Source organism: Streptomyces sp. R11 (genome assembly GCF_041051905.1).
Taxonomy (GTDB): domain Bacteria; phylum Actinomycetota; class Actinomycetes; order Streptomycetales; family Streptomycetaceae; genus Streptomyces.
Window position 1 is genome coordinate 4583264 of record NZ_CP163432.1, and the last position, 14361, is coordinate 4597624.

Genomic DNA, 14361 nt, shown 5'->3' on the forward strand with positions numbered 1-14361 from the left:
GGTGGCCATGACACAGGCTCCCGCGACCCCCAAGGCCGCCCGGCGACAGCACGACCGAGAGATCGTCGCACTGGCCGTCCCGGCCTTCGGCGCTCTCGTCGCCGAGCCCCTCTTCGTCATAGCCGACAGCGCGATCGTCGGCCATCTCGGCACAGCACAGCTCGCCGGGCTCGGGGTCGCTTCCGCCCTCCTCATGACGGCCGTCAGCGTCTTCGTCTTCCTCGCCTACGCAACCACAGCGGCCGTTGCCCGACGCCTCGGCGCCGGCGACCTCCAAGCCGCCATCCGCCAGGGCATGGACGGTATCTGGTTGGCGCTCCTCCTCGGCGCCGCCGTCATCGCGGTCGTCCTGCCCACGGCACCGTTCCTCGTGGACCTCTTCGGCGCCTCGGACACAGCGGCCCCGTACGCGACCACCTATCTACGGATCTCGGCACTCGGCATCCCGGCCATGCTCGTCGTACTTGCCGCCACCGGCGTTCTCCGCGGACTCCAGGACACCAAGACGCCCCTCTACGTAGCTGTCGCCGGCTTCGTCGCCAATGCCGTCCTGAACGTCGGCCTCGTCTACGGCGCCGACCTCGGTATCGCAGGCTCCGCCTGGGGCACGGTCATCGCCCAGTGGGGCATGGCCGCGGTCTATCTCATAGTCGTCGTCCGCGGAGCTCGCGAGCACGGTGCCTCCCTGCGCCCCGACGCGGCTGGCATCAGGGCCTCCGCACAAGCCGGAGTTCCCCTGCTGGTCCGCACCCTCTCGCTGCGGGCCATCCTCATGATTGCGACGGCCGTCGCAGCCCGCCTCGGGGACGCCGACATTGCTGCGCACCAGATCATCCTGTCGCTCTGGAGCCTGCTCGCCTTCGCGCTGGACGCCATCGCCATAGCCGGGCAGGCAATCATCGGGCGGTACCTCGGGGCCGACGACGCCGAGGGCGCTCGAGCCGTCTGCCGCCGCATGGTGGAGTGGGGCATCGCAGCAGGCGTCGTCCTCGGACTGCTCGTGGTGATCGCCCGGCCGCTCTTCCTGCCGTTGTTCACCAGCGACACGGCCGTGCAGAACACAGCCCTGCCCGCCCTGCTCGTGGTGGCGCTCTCCCAGCCGATCTGCGGCGTCGTCTTCGTCCTGGACGGAGTCCTGATGGGAGCAGGCGACGGCCCGTACCTCGCCTGGGCCATGGTGCTCACTCTGGCGGTGTTCACTCCGGTGGCGCTGCTCATCCTCGCGGTCGGTGGCGGCCTCACCGCAGTCTGGGCAGCCATGACACTGATGATGACGGTGCGCATGCTGACGCTCTGGTCACGCACCCGCTCCGGCCGCTGGCTCGTCACAGGCGCGACGCGCTGAATGGGACGCGCTGAATGTTTCACGTGAAACACGCTGTTTCACGTGAAACGGGCTCGATCTGACCCACTGCGCAGATGAGGGGCCGTACCCAGCGGGTACGGCCCCTCATCTCAGCTGTTCAGCCGAGCGCAGCCTCAGGCCGCGACAACCTCGATGTTGACCTTGGCGGCAACCTCGGGGTGCAGACGCACGGACGTCTCGTGGGCGCCCAGGGTCTTGATCGGCGAACCGAGCTCGATACGGCGCTTGTCGACCTCGGGGCCACCGGAAGCCTTGATCGCGGAAGCGATGTCGGCCGGGGTGACGGAACCGAAGAGACGACCGGCGTCGCCGGAGCGAACGGCCAGACGGACCTTGACGGCTTCGAGCTGGCCCTTGATCTGGTTGGCCTGCTCGATGGTCTGGATCTCGTGGATCTTGCGAGCACGACGGATCTGCTCGACGTCCTTCTCGCCGCCCTTGGTCCAGCGGATAGCGAACTTCCGCGGGATCAGGTAGTTGCGAGCGTAACCGTCCTTGACGTCGACGACGTCGCCCGCGGCACCGAGGCCGGAGACCTCGTGGGTGAGGATGATCTTCATGTTTCGGTCACCCTTCCCTTATCGCGCGGTGGAGGTGTAGGGCAGCAGCGCCATCTCACGGCTGTTCTTCACGGCCGTGGCGACGTCACGCTGGTGCTGCGTGCAGTTGCCGGTCACGCGGCGAGCACGGATCTTGCCGCGGTCGGAAATGAACTTCCGCAGCATGTTCGTGTCCTTGTAGTCCACGTACGTGACCTTGTCCTTGCAGAATGCGCAGACCTTCTTCTTAGGCTTGCGCACAGGCGGCTTCGCCATGGTGTTTCTCCTGTGTGATCAAGAAGTGTGGGTGCGACCCACCCTCGGCCCGGGGGCCTAGAAGGGGGGCTCGTCCGAGTAGCCGCCGCCCTGCTGACCGCCGCCGGAGTTTCCACCCCAGCCGCCGCCACCGCCGCCGCCCTGGTTGCCACCGGCAGGAGCGCCGGTCGCCCACGGGTCGTCGGCGGGAGCACCGCCGCCCTGCTGACCGCCGCCGGGGCCACCGCCCCAGCCGCCGCCACCCTGGCCGCCACCGCCGCCGTAACCACCCTGGCCACCGCGAGCGCCACCGGAGGTCTTGGTGACCTTGGCCGTGGCGTTGCGCAGGCTGGCGCCGACTTCCTCGACGTCCAGTTCGTAGACCGTGCGCTTGACGCCCTCGCGGTCCTCGTAGGACCGCTGCTTCAGCCGGCCCTGCACGATGACGCGCATGCCTCGCTGGAGCGACTCCGCGACGTTCTCCGCCGCCTGACGCCAGACCGAGCAGGTCAGGAACAGGCTCTCGCCGTCCTTCCACTCGTTCGTCTGGCGGTCGAAGGTGCGGGGAGTGGACGCGACACGGAACTTCGCGACCGCCGCACCGGAGGGGGTGAAGCGCAGCTCGGGGTCATCGACAAGATTGCCGACGACCGTGATGACGGTCTCGCCTGCCATGGGGGAACCTCTCGGCGGGTTTGCTGCTCTGGCTGCTTGGTTGCTGCTACTCGGATCCCGAGATCAGCTGAGCGGGAGAGCTCAGTGGGTCTCGGGGCGGAGGACCTTGGTCCGGAGGACCGACTCGTTCAGGTTCATCTGGCGGTCGAGCTCCTTGACGACCGCAGGCTCGGCCTGCAGGTCGATGACCGAGTAGATGCCCTCGGGCTTCTTCTTGATCTCGTACGAGAGACGACGACGGCCCCAGGTGTCGACCTTCTCGACCTTGCCGTTGCCCTCACGGACGACGGAGAGGAAGTTCTCGATCAGGGGGGCGACAGCGCGCTCCTCCAGATCGGGGTCGAGGATGACCATCACCTCGTAGTGACGCATGTGGAACCCACCTCCTTTGGACTCAGCGGCCACGGTCGTTCCGTGGCAGGAGGGTTGTGATGCGTACGCAACGGTATCGGCCGCCACTGACAATCGGGGTGACCTCGCGGTCGCCCCGAGCTGGCCCGGGCAGACACCGGTGCAGACGGTACACAGTACCCGCACACCCGCTTCCGGTTGAAATCCGGCCGCCCTGGTCCACAATCTGTACACATCGGGTGTGTATGGCGCTACGATGCGCCGCCTTCCGCAGGAGGTGCCCTATGGCACAGGCAATGCGACCCAACACCGTCGGAGGCCTCTTCGCCACGGACGGAAAGTCCCATCCCATCCAGGACACCCTGCTCGTGGTAACCCTGGTGCTCGGCATCACGTCGTTCATCACGGCCCAGTTCCACTTCTTGCACCTGCTCAGCTCCTGGACCGGTCTGGTGGGCATCCTCACGGGTGCTTACGGCCAGTGGATCTCGGAGACGACCCGTGAGCGCTTCGGCCTGATCGTGGGTCTCGGCGCCTCCGGAGTCGGCTTCTTCCTCGGCATGGCACATGGCGGGCTTTTCGGCGGCTTCTGACCCCCGGCCCCCTGCCGGTCACGGAGACCGACCTCCGAACACCGGCACAACAGGGCATAGAACACCCTCGAACGCCCCGGCGGCCTCAGGGCCGGGGCGAAGCTGCCGTACGCCCAGTCAGGGCGCTCGCAAGGCGCAGTAGGCTTCGGCGCGAGAGCCGGAGCCCCTGAACCCATGGGGACACACCAGCCCGAGGAGCGCCCCGAATGAGCCTGACCCTGAGGACGATCAGTCGCGAGCAGCATCTGGCATACATCCAGAGCCTGCCGTCGGCGAGCCACATGCAGGTCCCGGCCTGGGCAGACGTCAAGGCGGAGTGGCGCTCGGAGAGCCTCGGGTGGTTCGACAAGTCCGGCGAACTCGTCGGCGCGGGCCTCGTCCTCTACCGGCAGCTGCCCAAGATCAAGCGCTACCTCGCCTATCTGCCCGAGGGCCCGGTCATCAACTGGTTCACGCCGAATCTGACCGACTGGCTGGAACCGATGCTCGCGCATCTGAAGAACCAGGGCGCCTTCTCCGTGAAGATGGGCCCTCCGGTGATCATCAGGCGCTGGGAGGCCACCTCCATCAAGGCGGGCATCCAGAACCCGGACGTGAAGCGGCTGCGTGACATCGAGGCCGACTTCATCGAGCCGCGCGCCTTCGAGGTCGCCGACAAGCTCCGCCGCATGGGCTGGCAGCAGGGCGAGGACGGCGGGGCCGGCTTCGGCGACGTACAGCCCCGCTACGTCTACCAGGTGCCGCTGGCCAACCGCTCCCTGGAAGAGGTCCACAAGAACTTCAACCAGCTGTGGCGACGCAACATCAAGAAGGCCGAGAAGGCCGGCGTCGAGGTCGTCCAGGGTGGTTACCACGACCTCGAGGAGTGGCAGCGCCTGTACGAGATCACGGCCGTGCGCGACCACTTCCGCCCGCGCCCACTGTCGTACTTCCAGCGCATGTGGACGGCCCTCAACACTGAAGACCCCAACCGTATGCGGCTGTACTTCGCCCGTCACAACGGAGTGAACCTGTCGGCGGCGACGATGCTGATCGTCGGCGGGCACGTCTGGTACTCCTACGGCGCCTCCGACAACATCGGTCGCGAGGTCCGGCCCTCGAACGCGATGCAGTGGCGGATGCTGCGCGACGCCTACGCGCTCGGCGCGACCGTCTACGACCTGCGCGGGATCTCCGACTCCCTGGACGAGACCGACCACCTCTTCGGCCTGATCCAGTTCAAGGTGGGCACCGGCGGCCAGGCCGCCGAGTACCTCGGCGAGTGGGACTTCCCGCTCAACAAGCTGCTCCACAAGGCGCTCGACATCTACATGTCGCGTCGCTGACCTTGCGCTCTCTGCTTCGATACCGTCAACAGCTGCACCGTCGATAGCTTCCATACCTCTGATACACCGCAGCCACGAGAAAGGTTCCAGGTCCGGCCATGGCGCTCACGCTCTACGTCGACACCGCGCGCTGGCGGGCGCACCACAAGCACGTGCAGGAGCAGTTCCCGGGACTCGTCCCGGTCTGCAAGGGCAACGGCTACGGGTTCGGGCACGAGCGGCTGGCGGAGGAGGCCACTCGACTGGGCTCGGACGTCCTCGCGATCGGCACGACGTACGAGGCCGCGCGCATCAAGGACTGGTTCGGCGGTGACCTGCTGGTTCTGACGCCGTACCGGCGCGGCGAGGAGCCGGTGCCGCTGCCCGACCGGGTCATCCGCTCGGTGTCGTCGGTGGACGGCGTGTACGGCCTCGTGGGCGCCCGTGTCGTCATCGAGGTGATGTCCTCGATGAAGCGGCACGGCGTCAGCGAACACGACCTGCCGCAGTTGCACGCCGCCATAGAGAACGTCCGGCTCGAGGGCTTCGCCATTCACCTGCCGCTGGACCGCACCGACGGCTCGGACGCCGTCGAGGAGGTCATCGGCTGGATGGACCGGCTGCGCGCGGCCCGGCTGCCGCTGCACACGATGTTCGTCAGCCATCTCAAGGCCGAGGAACTGGCCCGTCTGCAGCAGCAGTTCCCGCAGACCCGCTTCCGCGCCCGCATCGGCACCCGGCTGTGGCTGGGGGACCACGACGCCACCGAGTACCGCGGCGCGGTCCTGGACGTCACCCGCGTCTCCAAGGGCGACCGCTTCGGCTACCGGCAGCAGAAGGCGGCCTCGGACGGCTTCCTGGTGGTCGTTGCGGGCGGTACCTCGCACGGGGTGGGCCTGGAGGCCCCCAAGGCCCTGCACGGCGTCATGCCGCGCGCCAAAGGCGTCGCCCGGGCCGGCCTCGCCACGGTCAACCGGAACCTCGCTCCCTTCGTGTGGGGCGGCAAGCAGCGCTGGTTCGCGGAGCCGCCGCACATGCAGGTGTCGATCCTGTTCGTTCCCTCGGACGCGCCCGAGCCGAAGGTCGGGGACGAGCTGGTTGCCCATCTCCGGCACACCACCACGCAGTTCGACCGGATCGTGGACCGCTGAGCTGCCGCACGGGCACCCGCCCGGCAACGCCGTAACAGCGAAAGGCCGTACACGGGAGATCCCGCGTACGGCCTTTCGCTGTTCGGCCTCTCGCGCGCTTCCTACGTCGCGTTCGCTCAGAGCGAACCGCCGGTTGCCCCCCGGTTGCCCCACTCCACCTGGGGCCCCTCGAAGTGGGCCGCGTGCCGCGGGGGATGGGCTGCCTGGCCGAGCACGAACACGTCCTCCGCCCCGTCGAGGACGCCTCCCGACGGGTCGTCGTCGCCTGCCCGGCGCACCGGGTCCCGCTCCGGCATGAGGATGTCCCGCACGATCACGGCGCACATGTACAGCGTTCCCAGCAGGTGCACGCCGATGGCCCAGTGGTAGCCGTCGGGCGGCAGTCCCTTGTGGGCGTCCCCGCTGGTCGTGTACGCGAGGTACAGCCAGATCCCGAGGAAGTACGCCACCTCGCAGGCCTGCCAGATGAGGAAGTCCCGCCACCTCGGCCGGGCCAGCACCGCCAGCGGCACCAGCCACAGGACGTACTGCGGCGAGTAGACCTTGTTGGTGAGGATGAACGCCGCGACGATCAGGAAGGCCAGCTGGGCGAAGCGCGGACGGCGCGGTGCGGTCAGCGTGAGTGCGGCGACGCCGGCACAGCACAGCAGCATCAGCAGCGTGGCGAGCGTGTTGACGGTCTCGGTGCTCAGCGGGTCGCTGGAGTTCTGGGCCAGGATCAGCCAGAAGGAGCCGAAGTCCACGCCTCGTTCCTGGCTGAACCGGTAGAACTGCGACCAGCCGTCCCAGGCGAGGAGCATCACCGGAAGGTTCACGACCAGCCAGGCCACCGCCGTGCCGCCCAGCGCCTTCCCGAAGTCCCGCCACTTGCCCGCGCGCCAGCACAGGACGAACAGCGGGCCGAGCAGGAAGACGGGATAGAGCTTCGCGGCCGTGGCGAGCCCCAGCAGGACGCCGAAGGCGAGCGCACGGCCACGTGACCACATCAGCATCGCCGCGGCCGTCAGAGCGACGGCCAGCAGGTCCCAGTTGATGGTCGCGGTCAGTGCGACGGCAGGCGCCAGGGCGACCAGCAGGCCGTCCCAGGGACGCCTGGCGTGCGTGCGGGTCACGCAGACGGCGATGACGGCCGCGCAGACCATCAGCATCCCGGCGTTGACCATCCAGTACCACTGCTCCTGGTCCTGGATGCTGCCGCTGCCCGTCGTGAGCCAGGAGGCGACTTCCATGAACACACCGGTCAGCACCGGGTATTCGAGGTACTCCATGTCACCGGGAAGCTTGTCGAAGTACGGCACCAGCCCGTCGGCGAAACCGCGCCCCTGGAACAGGTGCGGGATGTCCGAGTAGCAGGCATGCGTGTACTGCGAGCTGGCGCCGAAGAACCAGGCGCCGTTGTAGCAAGGCGCCTTCTGGACCAGCCCCAGGGCGAACATGCCGATCGCCACGAGCACGATGATCCGCACGGGAGTCCACCAGGACGTACCGAGCAGGGCCCGCCGTCCGATGGGGCCGCCGATCAGCTCACTCCCGTTGGCGGCGACCTCGTCCTCTCTGGTCGGCCGCACCAGGTCCGGCTCGTGCGCGCTTGTGGGCGTCGTCTCTGCACTGGGCATGGGGCACATCCTGCCGTACGTGTCTGAGAACGGTGCGAGGGCGACAGGGATGAGATGGCTGAGTGTTTCACGTGAAACCGACGTTTCACGTGAAACAGGCCCTCGCCCCAGGCCACCCGCCCGCGGCCCCGTTCATGGCGAAGGCCGGTGGCCGGCACCCTCTGCGTGGATGCCGGCCACCGGCCTTCTGGCGTCATACGAGCCCGTCAGCCTGACGGTCCGCCGAAGATGCCTCCGTTGCCGTTGCCATTGCCGTTGCTGTTGCCGTCCGTCTCGGTTTCCGTGGGCGTCGGCGTGGAGGTCACGCCGCCGTCCGTGCCGCCGTTGTCCGAGCCTCCGACGTCGTTGCACTGGAAGCCGAAGCAGCTCTCGGTCGGCGTAGGCGTCGGCGAGATCAGCGACTCACTGGGCGTGGGGCTCGGAGTCGGGCTGGCTTCCTCGGTCTCGCTGGGCGTAGGACTGGGCGTCGGCGTGGGGATGTCGTTGACGACCTCACCGATGGGCGTCGGCACCGGGAACGGTGTCGGGGTGGTGCCCTTCAGCGCCTGCTCCATGTAGTCGTGCCAGATCTCGGCCGGGAACGAAGCACCGTGGATCTTCTCCTGACCACCCGTTCCGAACATCTTCAGGAACTCGCGGTTCTGGTTCTTCTCGTTGTCGTCCAGCCTGAACATCGCGATCGACGTCGACAGCTGCGGGGTGTAGCCCACGAACCAGGCCGACCGGTTGCCGTCCGTGGTACCCGTCTTGCCGGCCACCTGACGGTCGCTGAGCTGCGCGCTGGTGCCCGTGCCCTTGTCGACCACCGTCTTCAGGACGTCCGTGACGTTGTCGGCGACCTCCGGAGTGAAGGCCTCCTTGGTCACGGTCTTGTGGGAGAAGACCTCGCCGTCCTTGTCCGTCACCTTCTTGACGGAGAAGGGAGCACGCTGCTTTCCGCTGGACGCAAAGGTGGCGTAGGCGCCCGCCATGCGGATCGCGCTGGGCTGAGAGGTACCGATGGAGAAGGACGGGTAGTCCGTACCGGTCAGGCTGCTCTCCAGGATTCCGGCGTCCTCGGCCGCCTCCTTCACCTTGTCCAGCCCGATGTCCATGCCGAGCTGCACGAAGGCGGAGTTCACCGAGTTCCTCATCGCCTCCCGGAGGTCGATCCGGTAGGCGGGAGGAGTGCCGTACGACTCATCGCCGTCGTTGACCTGGTTCCACTCCTCACCCTTCTCGTTCCGCCAGATGTCGCCCTTGTAGTCCCTGATCTTGAGCTTGTTCTTGCCGCTGTACAGGCTCTTCGGCGACACCTGGGTGCGCTCGTCCTGAGCCTGTTCCCCTTCGAGGTCCGGGTTCCGTACGCCCCACTTCATCGCGGCCGCGAGCACGAACGGCTTGAACGTCGAACCGACCTGGGCGCCGGTGACGTCCGCGTTGTTGGTGAAGTGCTTGGTCGCGTCCGCACCGCCGTAGATGGCCTTGATGGCACCGGTCGCCGGATCCACCGAAGCCCCGCCGAACTGGACGTGGGTGTCCGTCTTCGGACGCTCCTCGGGCTTGATGTTCGCCTTCTGGACCTTCTTCACCGCGTTCTCGAGTTCCTTGACCTTCTTCTTGTCGAAGGTCGTCTGGATCGAGAGGCCGCCCTCTCGCAGCTTCTGCTCGGTGATGTTGGTCGTCTTGCTGTTGTTGACCAGGTAGCCGTTGGCGAGATCCACGAGGTAGCCGATCTGGCCGCTCAGCGCGGAGTTGAAGCGCGGGTTCTTCCAGTCGGGCAGCTTGGTGTACTTGGCGCGCACCTCAGGGCTCAGGTGCCCGTACTGGACCATCTTGTCGAGGGTGTCCTGCATCTGGACCAGGGCGCGCCTCTGATTGGACTGGGCATCCGCCGCCGAGTCGATGGCCTGCGAACCCGCGGGGTCGTAGTACGTGGCGCCCTTGAGCATGGCCGCCAGGAAGGCGCACTCGCCCTCGTTCAGCTTGATGGCGTCCTTGTTGAAGTACGCGCGGGCGGCGGCCTGGATCCCGTAGGCGTTGCGCCCGTAGTAGGCGGAGTTCAGGTAGCCGGCCATGATGTCGTCCTTCGACACCGTGGTGCCCACCTTGACCGAGATGAAGATCTCCTTGAACTTCCGCGAGAGCGTCTGAGACTGGTCACCCAGCCTCGCGTTCTTCACGTACTGCTGGGTGATGGTGGAACCGCCCTGGGTCTCGCCACCGGTGGCCATGTTGAACACGGCGCGGGCGATGCCCTTCGGGTCGATGCCGCTGTCGGTGTAGAAGGTCTTGTTCTCCTGCGAGATCACGGCGTTCTGCATCGCCTTGGGAATCTGCGACAGGTTGATGATCTGCCGGTTGGTCTCGCCACCGGTGGAGACCATCTCGCTGCCGTCGGCCCAGTAGTAGACGTTGTTCTGCGCCGTGGCGGTCTCGTCGACCTTGGGGACGCCCACCATGGCGTAACCGATGCCGGCCACCGCCACCAGGCTGCCGAGGAAGCCGACGAAGAGGCCCGCCACGAGCTTCCATGACGGAACCCAGCGCGCGACGCCGTACTTGCCCGCCCGGGGATAGTCGACGAACCGCTTCTTTCCTGGGGGAGCGGCACGCCCTCGGCCCCGACCGGGACCGGTGGCGCCGCCGGGAGCGGCGCGGCGGCCTGCCCGGGCCGGCTCGGCCGCTCTGCGGCGGCCACCGCCGCTTCTCTGGGCCGCGCGGCGTGCCTCGGCACGCCCGCCGTACGGACGTTCCTCGCCTTCCGAACCGCTGAAACCCGACCCGTACGAGTCGGAAGGAGATCCGGTGGCGCCTCGCGGTGCCGCTCGGCGGCCGGAGGACGAGCCGGACTGGCCGCGTCGGGCCGCGGCACGTCCGCCTTCCTGCGGCTGCGGCGGTTTGCGACGGTGCTCGCTCATCGAACGACTACTCCTCGGGCAGGCGCACCCCTGCGCGCCTGACAACGGCGGCTGATTTCCGGTCCCCCCGAAGTACGGATGTGGTCGGTTCTGCATTCACCCGTACTGCACCAAGGACAACGACGCCCTCAGGTGTCACGCGGTTCCCGGTGCTGTGCATGGCGCACAGACTACGCACCGTCAAAGCCTGCCTAGCCCCGAACTTCACCCCAAATCAGGCAACTCGCTCCACATGAATCGTTGATGTGATCCCGTTCACCGTTCCCCCACTTGTCCCGCCCGGAAGGCCGTTCTATCGTCTAGATGTATCGAGTCGATACATCAGCGCGAGATATGACGAGGAGGCGAGGGGATGAGCCGACGGTCCGGGATCCTCGAGTTCGCCGTCCTCGGACTGCTCCGCGAGTCCCCCATGCACGGCTACGAGCTGCGCAAACGACTCAATACGTCACTGGGCGTGTTCCGCGCGTTCAGCTACGGCACGCTCTACCCCTGCCTCAAGACGCTGGTCGCCAACGGCTGGTTGATCGAGGAACCTGGGCACACCGCCGAGGACGCCCTTGCCGCACCACTCGCGGGGCGTCGCGCAAAAATCGTCTACCGGTTGACGGCGGAAGGTAAGGAGCACTTCGAGGAACTGCTCTCGCAGACCGGCCCCGACGCGTACGAGGACGAGCACTTCGCTGCCCGATTTGCCTTCTTCGGACGTACACCGCAGGACGTGCGCATGCGCGTGCTGGAGGGCCGGCGCAGTCGGCTGGAGGAGCGTCTGGAGAAGATGCACGCCTCCCTGTCCCGCACGCGGGAGCGCCTCGACGACTACACGCTTGAGCTCCAGCGCCACGGGATGGAGTCCGTGGAGCGCGAAGTGCGCTGGCTGAACGAGCTCATCGAGAGCGAGCGGGCCGGGCGGGACCTGAAGGGTTCCGCTGCCGGGGGGTCCGCTCAGCAGGACACCACAAATGGAGAGCCGGGCGATCTGCCCCGTCCCGGGGACACCCCCAGGACGGATTCGCCCGGCGACACCGCCACGTGAGAGCTCAGTCAGGGCCTCACTCGTACACACAGGGAGCAACCGGAATGGGTTCGGTTCGCGTAGCCGTCGTCGGCGTGGGCAACTGCGCCGCGTCGCTGGTTCAGGGAGTCGAGTACTACAAGGACGCCGACCCGGCGTCCAAGGTCCCCGGCCTGATGCACGTGCAGTTCGGCGACTACCACGTCCGTGATGTCGAGTTCGTCGCCGCCTTCGATGTCGACGCGAAGAAGGTCGGCCTCGACCTCGCGGACGCCATCGGCGCCAGTGAGAACAACACCATCAAGATCTGCGACGTGCCGCGCACCGGCGTGACCGTTCAGCGCGGCCACACTCTCGACGGTCTCGGCAAGTACTACCGCGAGACCATCGAGGAGTCCGCCGACGCCCCGGTCGACGTCGTCCAGATCCTCAAGGACAAGCAGGTCGACGTCCTCGTCTGCTACCTGCCCGTGGGCTCCGAGGACGCGGCGAAGTTCTACGCCCAGTGCGCCATCGACGCCAAGGTCGCCTTCGTCAACGCCCTGCCGGTCTTCATCGCCGGTACGAAGGAGTGGGCGGACAAGTTCACCGAGGCGGGCGTCCCGATCGTCGGCGACGACATCAAGTCCCAGGTCGGTGCCACCATCACGCACCGCGTCATGGCAAAGCTGTTCGAGGACCGCGGCGTCGTGCTGGACCGCACGATGCAGCTGAACGTCGGCGGCAACATGGACTTCAAGAACATGCTCGAGCGCGAGCGCCTGGAGTCCAAGAAGATCTCCAAGACGCAGGCCGTCACCTCGCAGATCCCCGACCGTGAGCTCGGCGAGAAGAACGTCCACATCGGCCCGTCGGACTACGTGGCGTGGCTCGACGACCGCAAGTGGGCCTACGTCCGCCTCGAGGGCCGCGCCTTCGGTGACGTCCCGCTGAACCTGGAGTACAAGCTCGAGGTCTGGGACTCCCCGAACTCCGCCGGCGTCATCATCGACGCCCTGCGCGCCGCGAAGATCGCCAAGGACCGCGGCATCGGCGGCCCGATCCTCTCGGCGTCGAGCTACTTCATGAAGTCCCCGCCGGTGCAGTACTTCGACGACGTGGCCCGCGAGAACGTCGAGAAGTTCATCAAGGGCGAGGTCGAGCGCTAAGCACCGCGGCGCCGCAGTTTGGACGCTCCTGCCAGAGCTGCCGAGGGTCCCCGGGTTGTACCGCCCGGGGACCCTCCCCGTATGTGAGGCTGTGCCCCATGTCCGTCGTACGCGACCTGCGGGTCCTGCTGCGCTTCGGGAACTTCCGCCGCCTGCTTGTCGTACGCCTGCTCTCGCAGGGCGCCGACGGCGTCTTTCAGACCGCGCTCGCCACGTACGTCGTCTTCTCCCCGGAGAAACAGACGTCGGCCACAGCGATCGCCTCCGCGATGGCCGTCCTGCTCCTGCCGTACTCCCTGGTGGGCCCTTTCTCCGGCGTCCTCCTGGACCGCTGGCGCCGCCGCCAGGTCCTTCTGTACGGCAGCCTGCTGCGCACCGGGCTGGCCTCGGCAACGGCCCTGCTGATCGTCACCGACGTCCCGGACTGGCTCTTCTACGTCTCAGCCCTGTGCGTCACCGCCGTCAACCGCTTCGTCCTGTCCGGCCTGTCCGCCGCCCTGCCACGCGTGGTCGACGAAGAGCGCCTCGTGATCGCCAACTCCCTTTCCCCGACCGCCGGAACCCTCGCCGCGACCGCGGGTGCCGGTCTGGCCTTCGTCGTACGTCTGGTGGCCTGGGACTCCGACGCAGCCGTGGTGCTCCTGGGCGCCGCCCTGTACCTGTGCGCGGGATTGACGGCCCTGCGCATGTCACGGGAACTGCTCGGCCCCGATCGCGAGTTGGTGCAGCCACGCATAACGACAGCCCTGGCCGGCACCACGCGCGACCTGGCCGCAGGAGTCCGACATCTCGCCACGCCGCCACGCAGGGAGGCGGTCTGGGCTCTGCTCACGATGACCCTGATGCGCTTCTGCTACGGCGCCCTGCTGGTCATGCTGCTGATGCTGTGCCGGTATGCCTTCTCGTCCAACGCGGATGACGGACTCGCCCTGCTGGGGCTGGCGTTGGGGATCTCCGGCGCCGGCTTCTTCGCGGCGGCCTTGGCAACACCCTGGGCCGCGGGGAGATTGGGTCCCGGCCGCTGGATCGCCGTGTGCGCTGGGGCCGCCGGACTCCTGGTGCCCACGCTCGGCCTGCCCTTCGCGCCAACTCCCATGCTGGTCGCGGCCTTCGTCCTCGGCCTGACGACGCAGGGGGCGAAGATCGCGACGGACACGATCGTGCAGGCCTCGGTCGAAGACGGCTTCCGTGGCCGGATCTTCTCCGTTTACGACGTGCTGTTCAACGTCGCGTTCGTCGGTGCGGCCGGAGTGGCCGCCCTGGTACTGCCGCCGGACGGCCGCTCGGCACCTCTCGTGGTCGCAGTCGCCGTTGTCTACGCGGCAGTTGCGGTGGCTATGGCCCGCTTTGAACACCGCTCTGTGTCACATCAATGACACAGAGTCCCCCGCGGCTACGGGACTGTCAGTGCTGGCCGGTAACTTACGTGCGTCTTACAACGCGCATTG

At 67.4% G+C, this 14361-nt stretch carries 13 protein-coding genes; 7 read left to right on the forward strand and 6 right to left on the reverse strand.

All coding sequences use genetic code 11. The features are described 5' to 3' along the window. Positions 1 to 7 precede the first annotated feature (7 nt). Positions 8 to 1345, forward strand: a complete 1338-nt coding sequence (locus AB5J55_RS20970; protein ID WP_369272150.1) for an MATE family efflux transporter — start codon at positions 8 to 10, stop codon at positions 1343 to 1345. 134 nt (positions 1346 to 1479) lie between these two features. Here AB5J55_RS20970 and rplI read toward each other — a convergent pair whose 3' ends face one another. The 4 genes from rplI to rpsF form a co-directional block, all read right to left on the reverse strand. Continuing rightward, positions 1480 to 1926, reverse strand: a complete 447-nt coding sequence (gene rplI / locus AB5J55_RS20975) for a 50S ribosomal protein L9 (protein WP_059194386.1) — start codon at positions 1924 to 1926, stop codon at positions 1480 to 1482. Between the two features lie 18 nt (positions 1927 to 1944). After that, positions 1945 to 2181 (reverse strand): 30S ribosomal protein S18, encoded by a 237-nt coding sequence (gene rpsR / locus AB5J55_RS20980; RefSeq protein ID WP_003949403.1) that lies wholly within the window; start codon positions 2179 to 2181, stop codon positions 1945 to 1947. A gap of 57 nt (positions 2182 to 2238) precedes the next feature. Beyond that, the gene (locus tag AB5J55_RS20985; protein ID WP_369272151.1) at positions 2239 to 2835 is read right to left on the reverse strand and encodes a single-stranded DNA-binding protein; all 597 of its coding nucleotides are present in this window, start codon (positions 2833 to 2835) and stop codon (positions 2239 to 2241) included. Positions 2836 to 2916: 81 nt separating this feature from the next. Beyond that, positions 2917 to 3207 carry a 30S ribosomal protein S6 gene (rpsF, locus tag AB5J55_RS20990; protein ID WP_005482942.1) on the reverse strand — a complete coding sequence of 97 codons (291 nt, stop codon included), beginning with the start codon at positions 3205 to 3207 and terminating at the stop codon, positions 2917 to 2919. 263 nt (positions 3208 to 3470) lie between these two features. Between rpsF and AB5J55_RS20995 the strand changes: the two genes are divergently transcribed. The 3 genes from AB5J55_RS20995 (at position 3471) to AB5J55_RS21005 (ending at position 6234) form a co-directional block, all read left to right on the forward strand. Further along, positions 3471 to 3779, forward strand: coding sequence for a hypothetical protein (locus AB5J55_RS20995; RefSeq protein WP_328880546.1), 309 nt, complete (start codon positions 3471 to 3473; stop codon positions 3777 to 3779). Positions 3780 to 3985: 206 nt separating this feature from the next. Continuing rightward, positions 3986 to 5104, forward strand: coding sequence for a peptidoglycan bridge formation glycyltransferase FemX (gene femX, locus AB5J55_RS21000; RefSeq protein WP_369272152.1), 1119 nt, complete (start codon positions 3986 to 3988; stop codon positions 5102 to 5104). A gap of 98 nt (positions 5105 to 5202) precedes the next feature. Continuing rightward, complete coding sequence (locus AB5J55_RS21005) at positions 5203 to 6234, forward strand: alanine racemase (protein WP_328880544.1); 1032 nt, start codon at positions 5203 to 5205, stop codon at positions 6232 to 6234. 116 nt (positions 6235 to 6350) lie between these two features. Here the strand turns inward: AB5J55_RS21005 and AB5J55_RS21010 are convergent, their stop codons facing one another. Further along, on the reverse strand, positions 6351 to 7850 hold the full coding sequence (locus AB5J55_RS21010; RefSeq protein ID WP_369272153.1) for a glycosyltransferase family 87 protein: 1500 nt from the start codon (positions 7848 to 7850) through the stop codon (positions 6351 to 6353). Between the two features lie 206 nt (positions 7851 to 8056). Then, on the reverse strand, positions 8057 to 10750 hold the full coding sequence (locus tag AB5J55_RS21015) for a transglycosylase domain-containing protein (protein ID WP_369272154.1): 2694 nt from the start codon (positions 10748 to 10750) through the stop codon (positions 8057 to 8059). Between the two features lie 352 nt (positions 10751 to 11102). On the opposite strand from AB5J55_RS21015, the gene AB5J55_RS21020 reads away from it, so the two are divergent. From AB5J55_RS21020 to AB5J55_RS21030, 3 genes are all read left to right on the forward strand, one after another. Further along, on the forward strand, positions 11103 to 11786 hold the full coding sequence (locus tag AB5J55_RS21020) for a PadR family transcriptional regulator (protein WP_369272155.1): 684 nt from the start codon (positions 11103 to 11105) through the stop codon (positions 11784 to 11786). Positions 11787 to 11830: 44 nt separating this feature from the next. Then, positions 11831 to 12913 carry an inositol-3-phosphate synthase gene (locus AB5J55_RS21025; RefSeq protein ID WP_369272156.1) on the forward strand — a complete coding sequence of 361 codons (1083 nt, stop codon included), beginning with the start codon at positions 11831 to 11833 and terminating at the stop codon, positions 12911 to 12913. 98 nt (positions 12914 to 13011) lie between these two features. Further along, the gene (locus AB5J55_RS21030) at positions 13012 to 14289 is read left to right on the forward strand and encodes an MFS transporter (protein WP_369272157.1); all 1278 of its coding nucleotides are present in this window, start codon (positions 13012 to 13014) and stop codon (positions 14287 to 14289) included. Positions 14290 to 14361: the final 72 nt, after the last annotated feature.

Excerpts from the sequence above, each read along its gene's own strand:
- AB5J55_RS20970 (WP_369272150.1), top strand. The coding sequence starts at position 8 with ATGACACAGGCTCCCGCGACCCCCAAGGCCGCCCGGCGACAGCACGAC.
- rplI (WP_059194386.1), bottom strand. The coding sequence starts at position 1,926 with ATGAAGATCATCCTCACCCACGAGGTCTCCGGCCTCGGTGCCGCGGGC.
- rpsR (WP_003949403.1), bottom strand. The coding sequence starts at position 2,181 with ATGGCGAAGCCGCCTGTGCGCAAGCCTAAGAAGAAGGTCTGCGCATTC.
- AB5J55_RS20985 (WP_369272151.1), bottom strand. The coding sequence starts at position 2,835 with ATGGCAGGCGAGACCGTCATCACGGTCGTCGGCAATCTTGTCGATGAC.
- rpsF (WP_005482942.1), bottom strand. The coding sequence starts at position 3,207 with ATGCGTCACTACGAGGTGATGGTCATCCTCGACCCCGATCTGGAGGAG.
- AB5J55_RS20995 (WP_328880546.1), top strand. The coding sequence starts at position 3,471 with ATGGCACAGGCAATGCGACCCAACACCGTCGGAGGCCTCTTCGCCACG.
- femX (WP_369272152.1), top strand. The coding sequence starts at position 3,986 with ATGAGCCTGACCCTGAGGACGATCAGTCGCGAGCAGCATCTGGCATAC.
- AB5J55_RS21005 (WP_328880544.1), top strand. The coding sequence starts at position 5,203 with ATGGCGCTCACGCTCTACGTCGACACCGCGCGCTGGCGGGCGCACCAC.
- AB5J55_RS21010 (WP_369272153.1), bottom strand. The coding sequence starts at position 7,850 with ATGCCCAGTGCAGAGACGACGCCCACAAGCGCGCACGAGCCGGACCTG.
- AB5J55_RS21015 (WP_369272154.1), bottom strand. The coding sequence starts at position 10,750 with ATGAGCGAGCACCGTCGCAAACCGCCGCAGCCGCAGGAAGGCGGACGT.
- AB5J55_RS21020 (WP_369272155.1), top strand. The coding sequence starts at position 11,103 with ATGAGCCGACGGTCCGGGATCCTCGAGTTCGCCGTCCTCGGACTGCTC.
- AB5J55_RS21025 (WP_369272156.1), top strand. The coding sequence starts at position 11,831 with ATGGGTTCGGTTCGCGTAGCCGTCGTCGGCGTGGGCAACTGCGCCGCG.
- AB5J55_RS21030 (WP_369272157.1), top strand. The coding sequence starts at position 13,012 with ATGTCCGTCGTACGCGACCTGCGGGTCCTGCTGCGCTTCGGGAACTTC.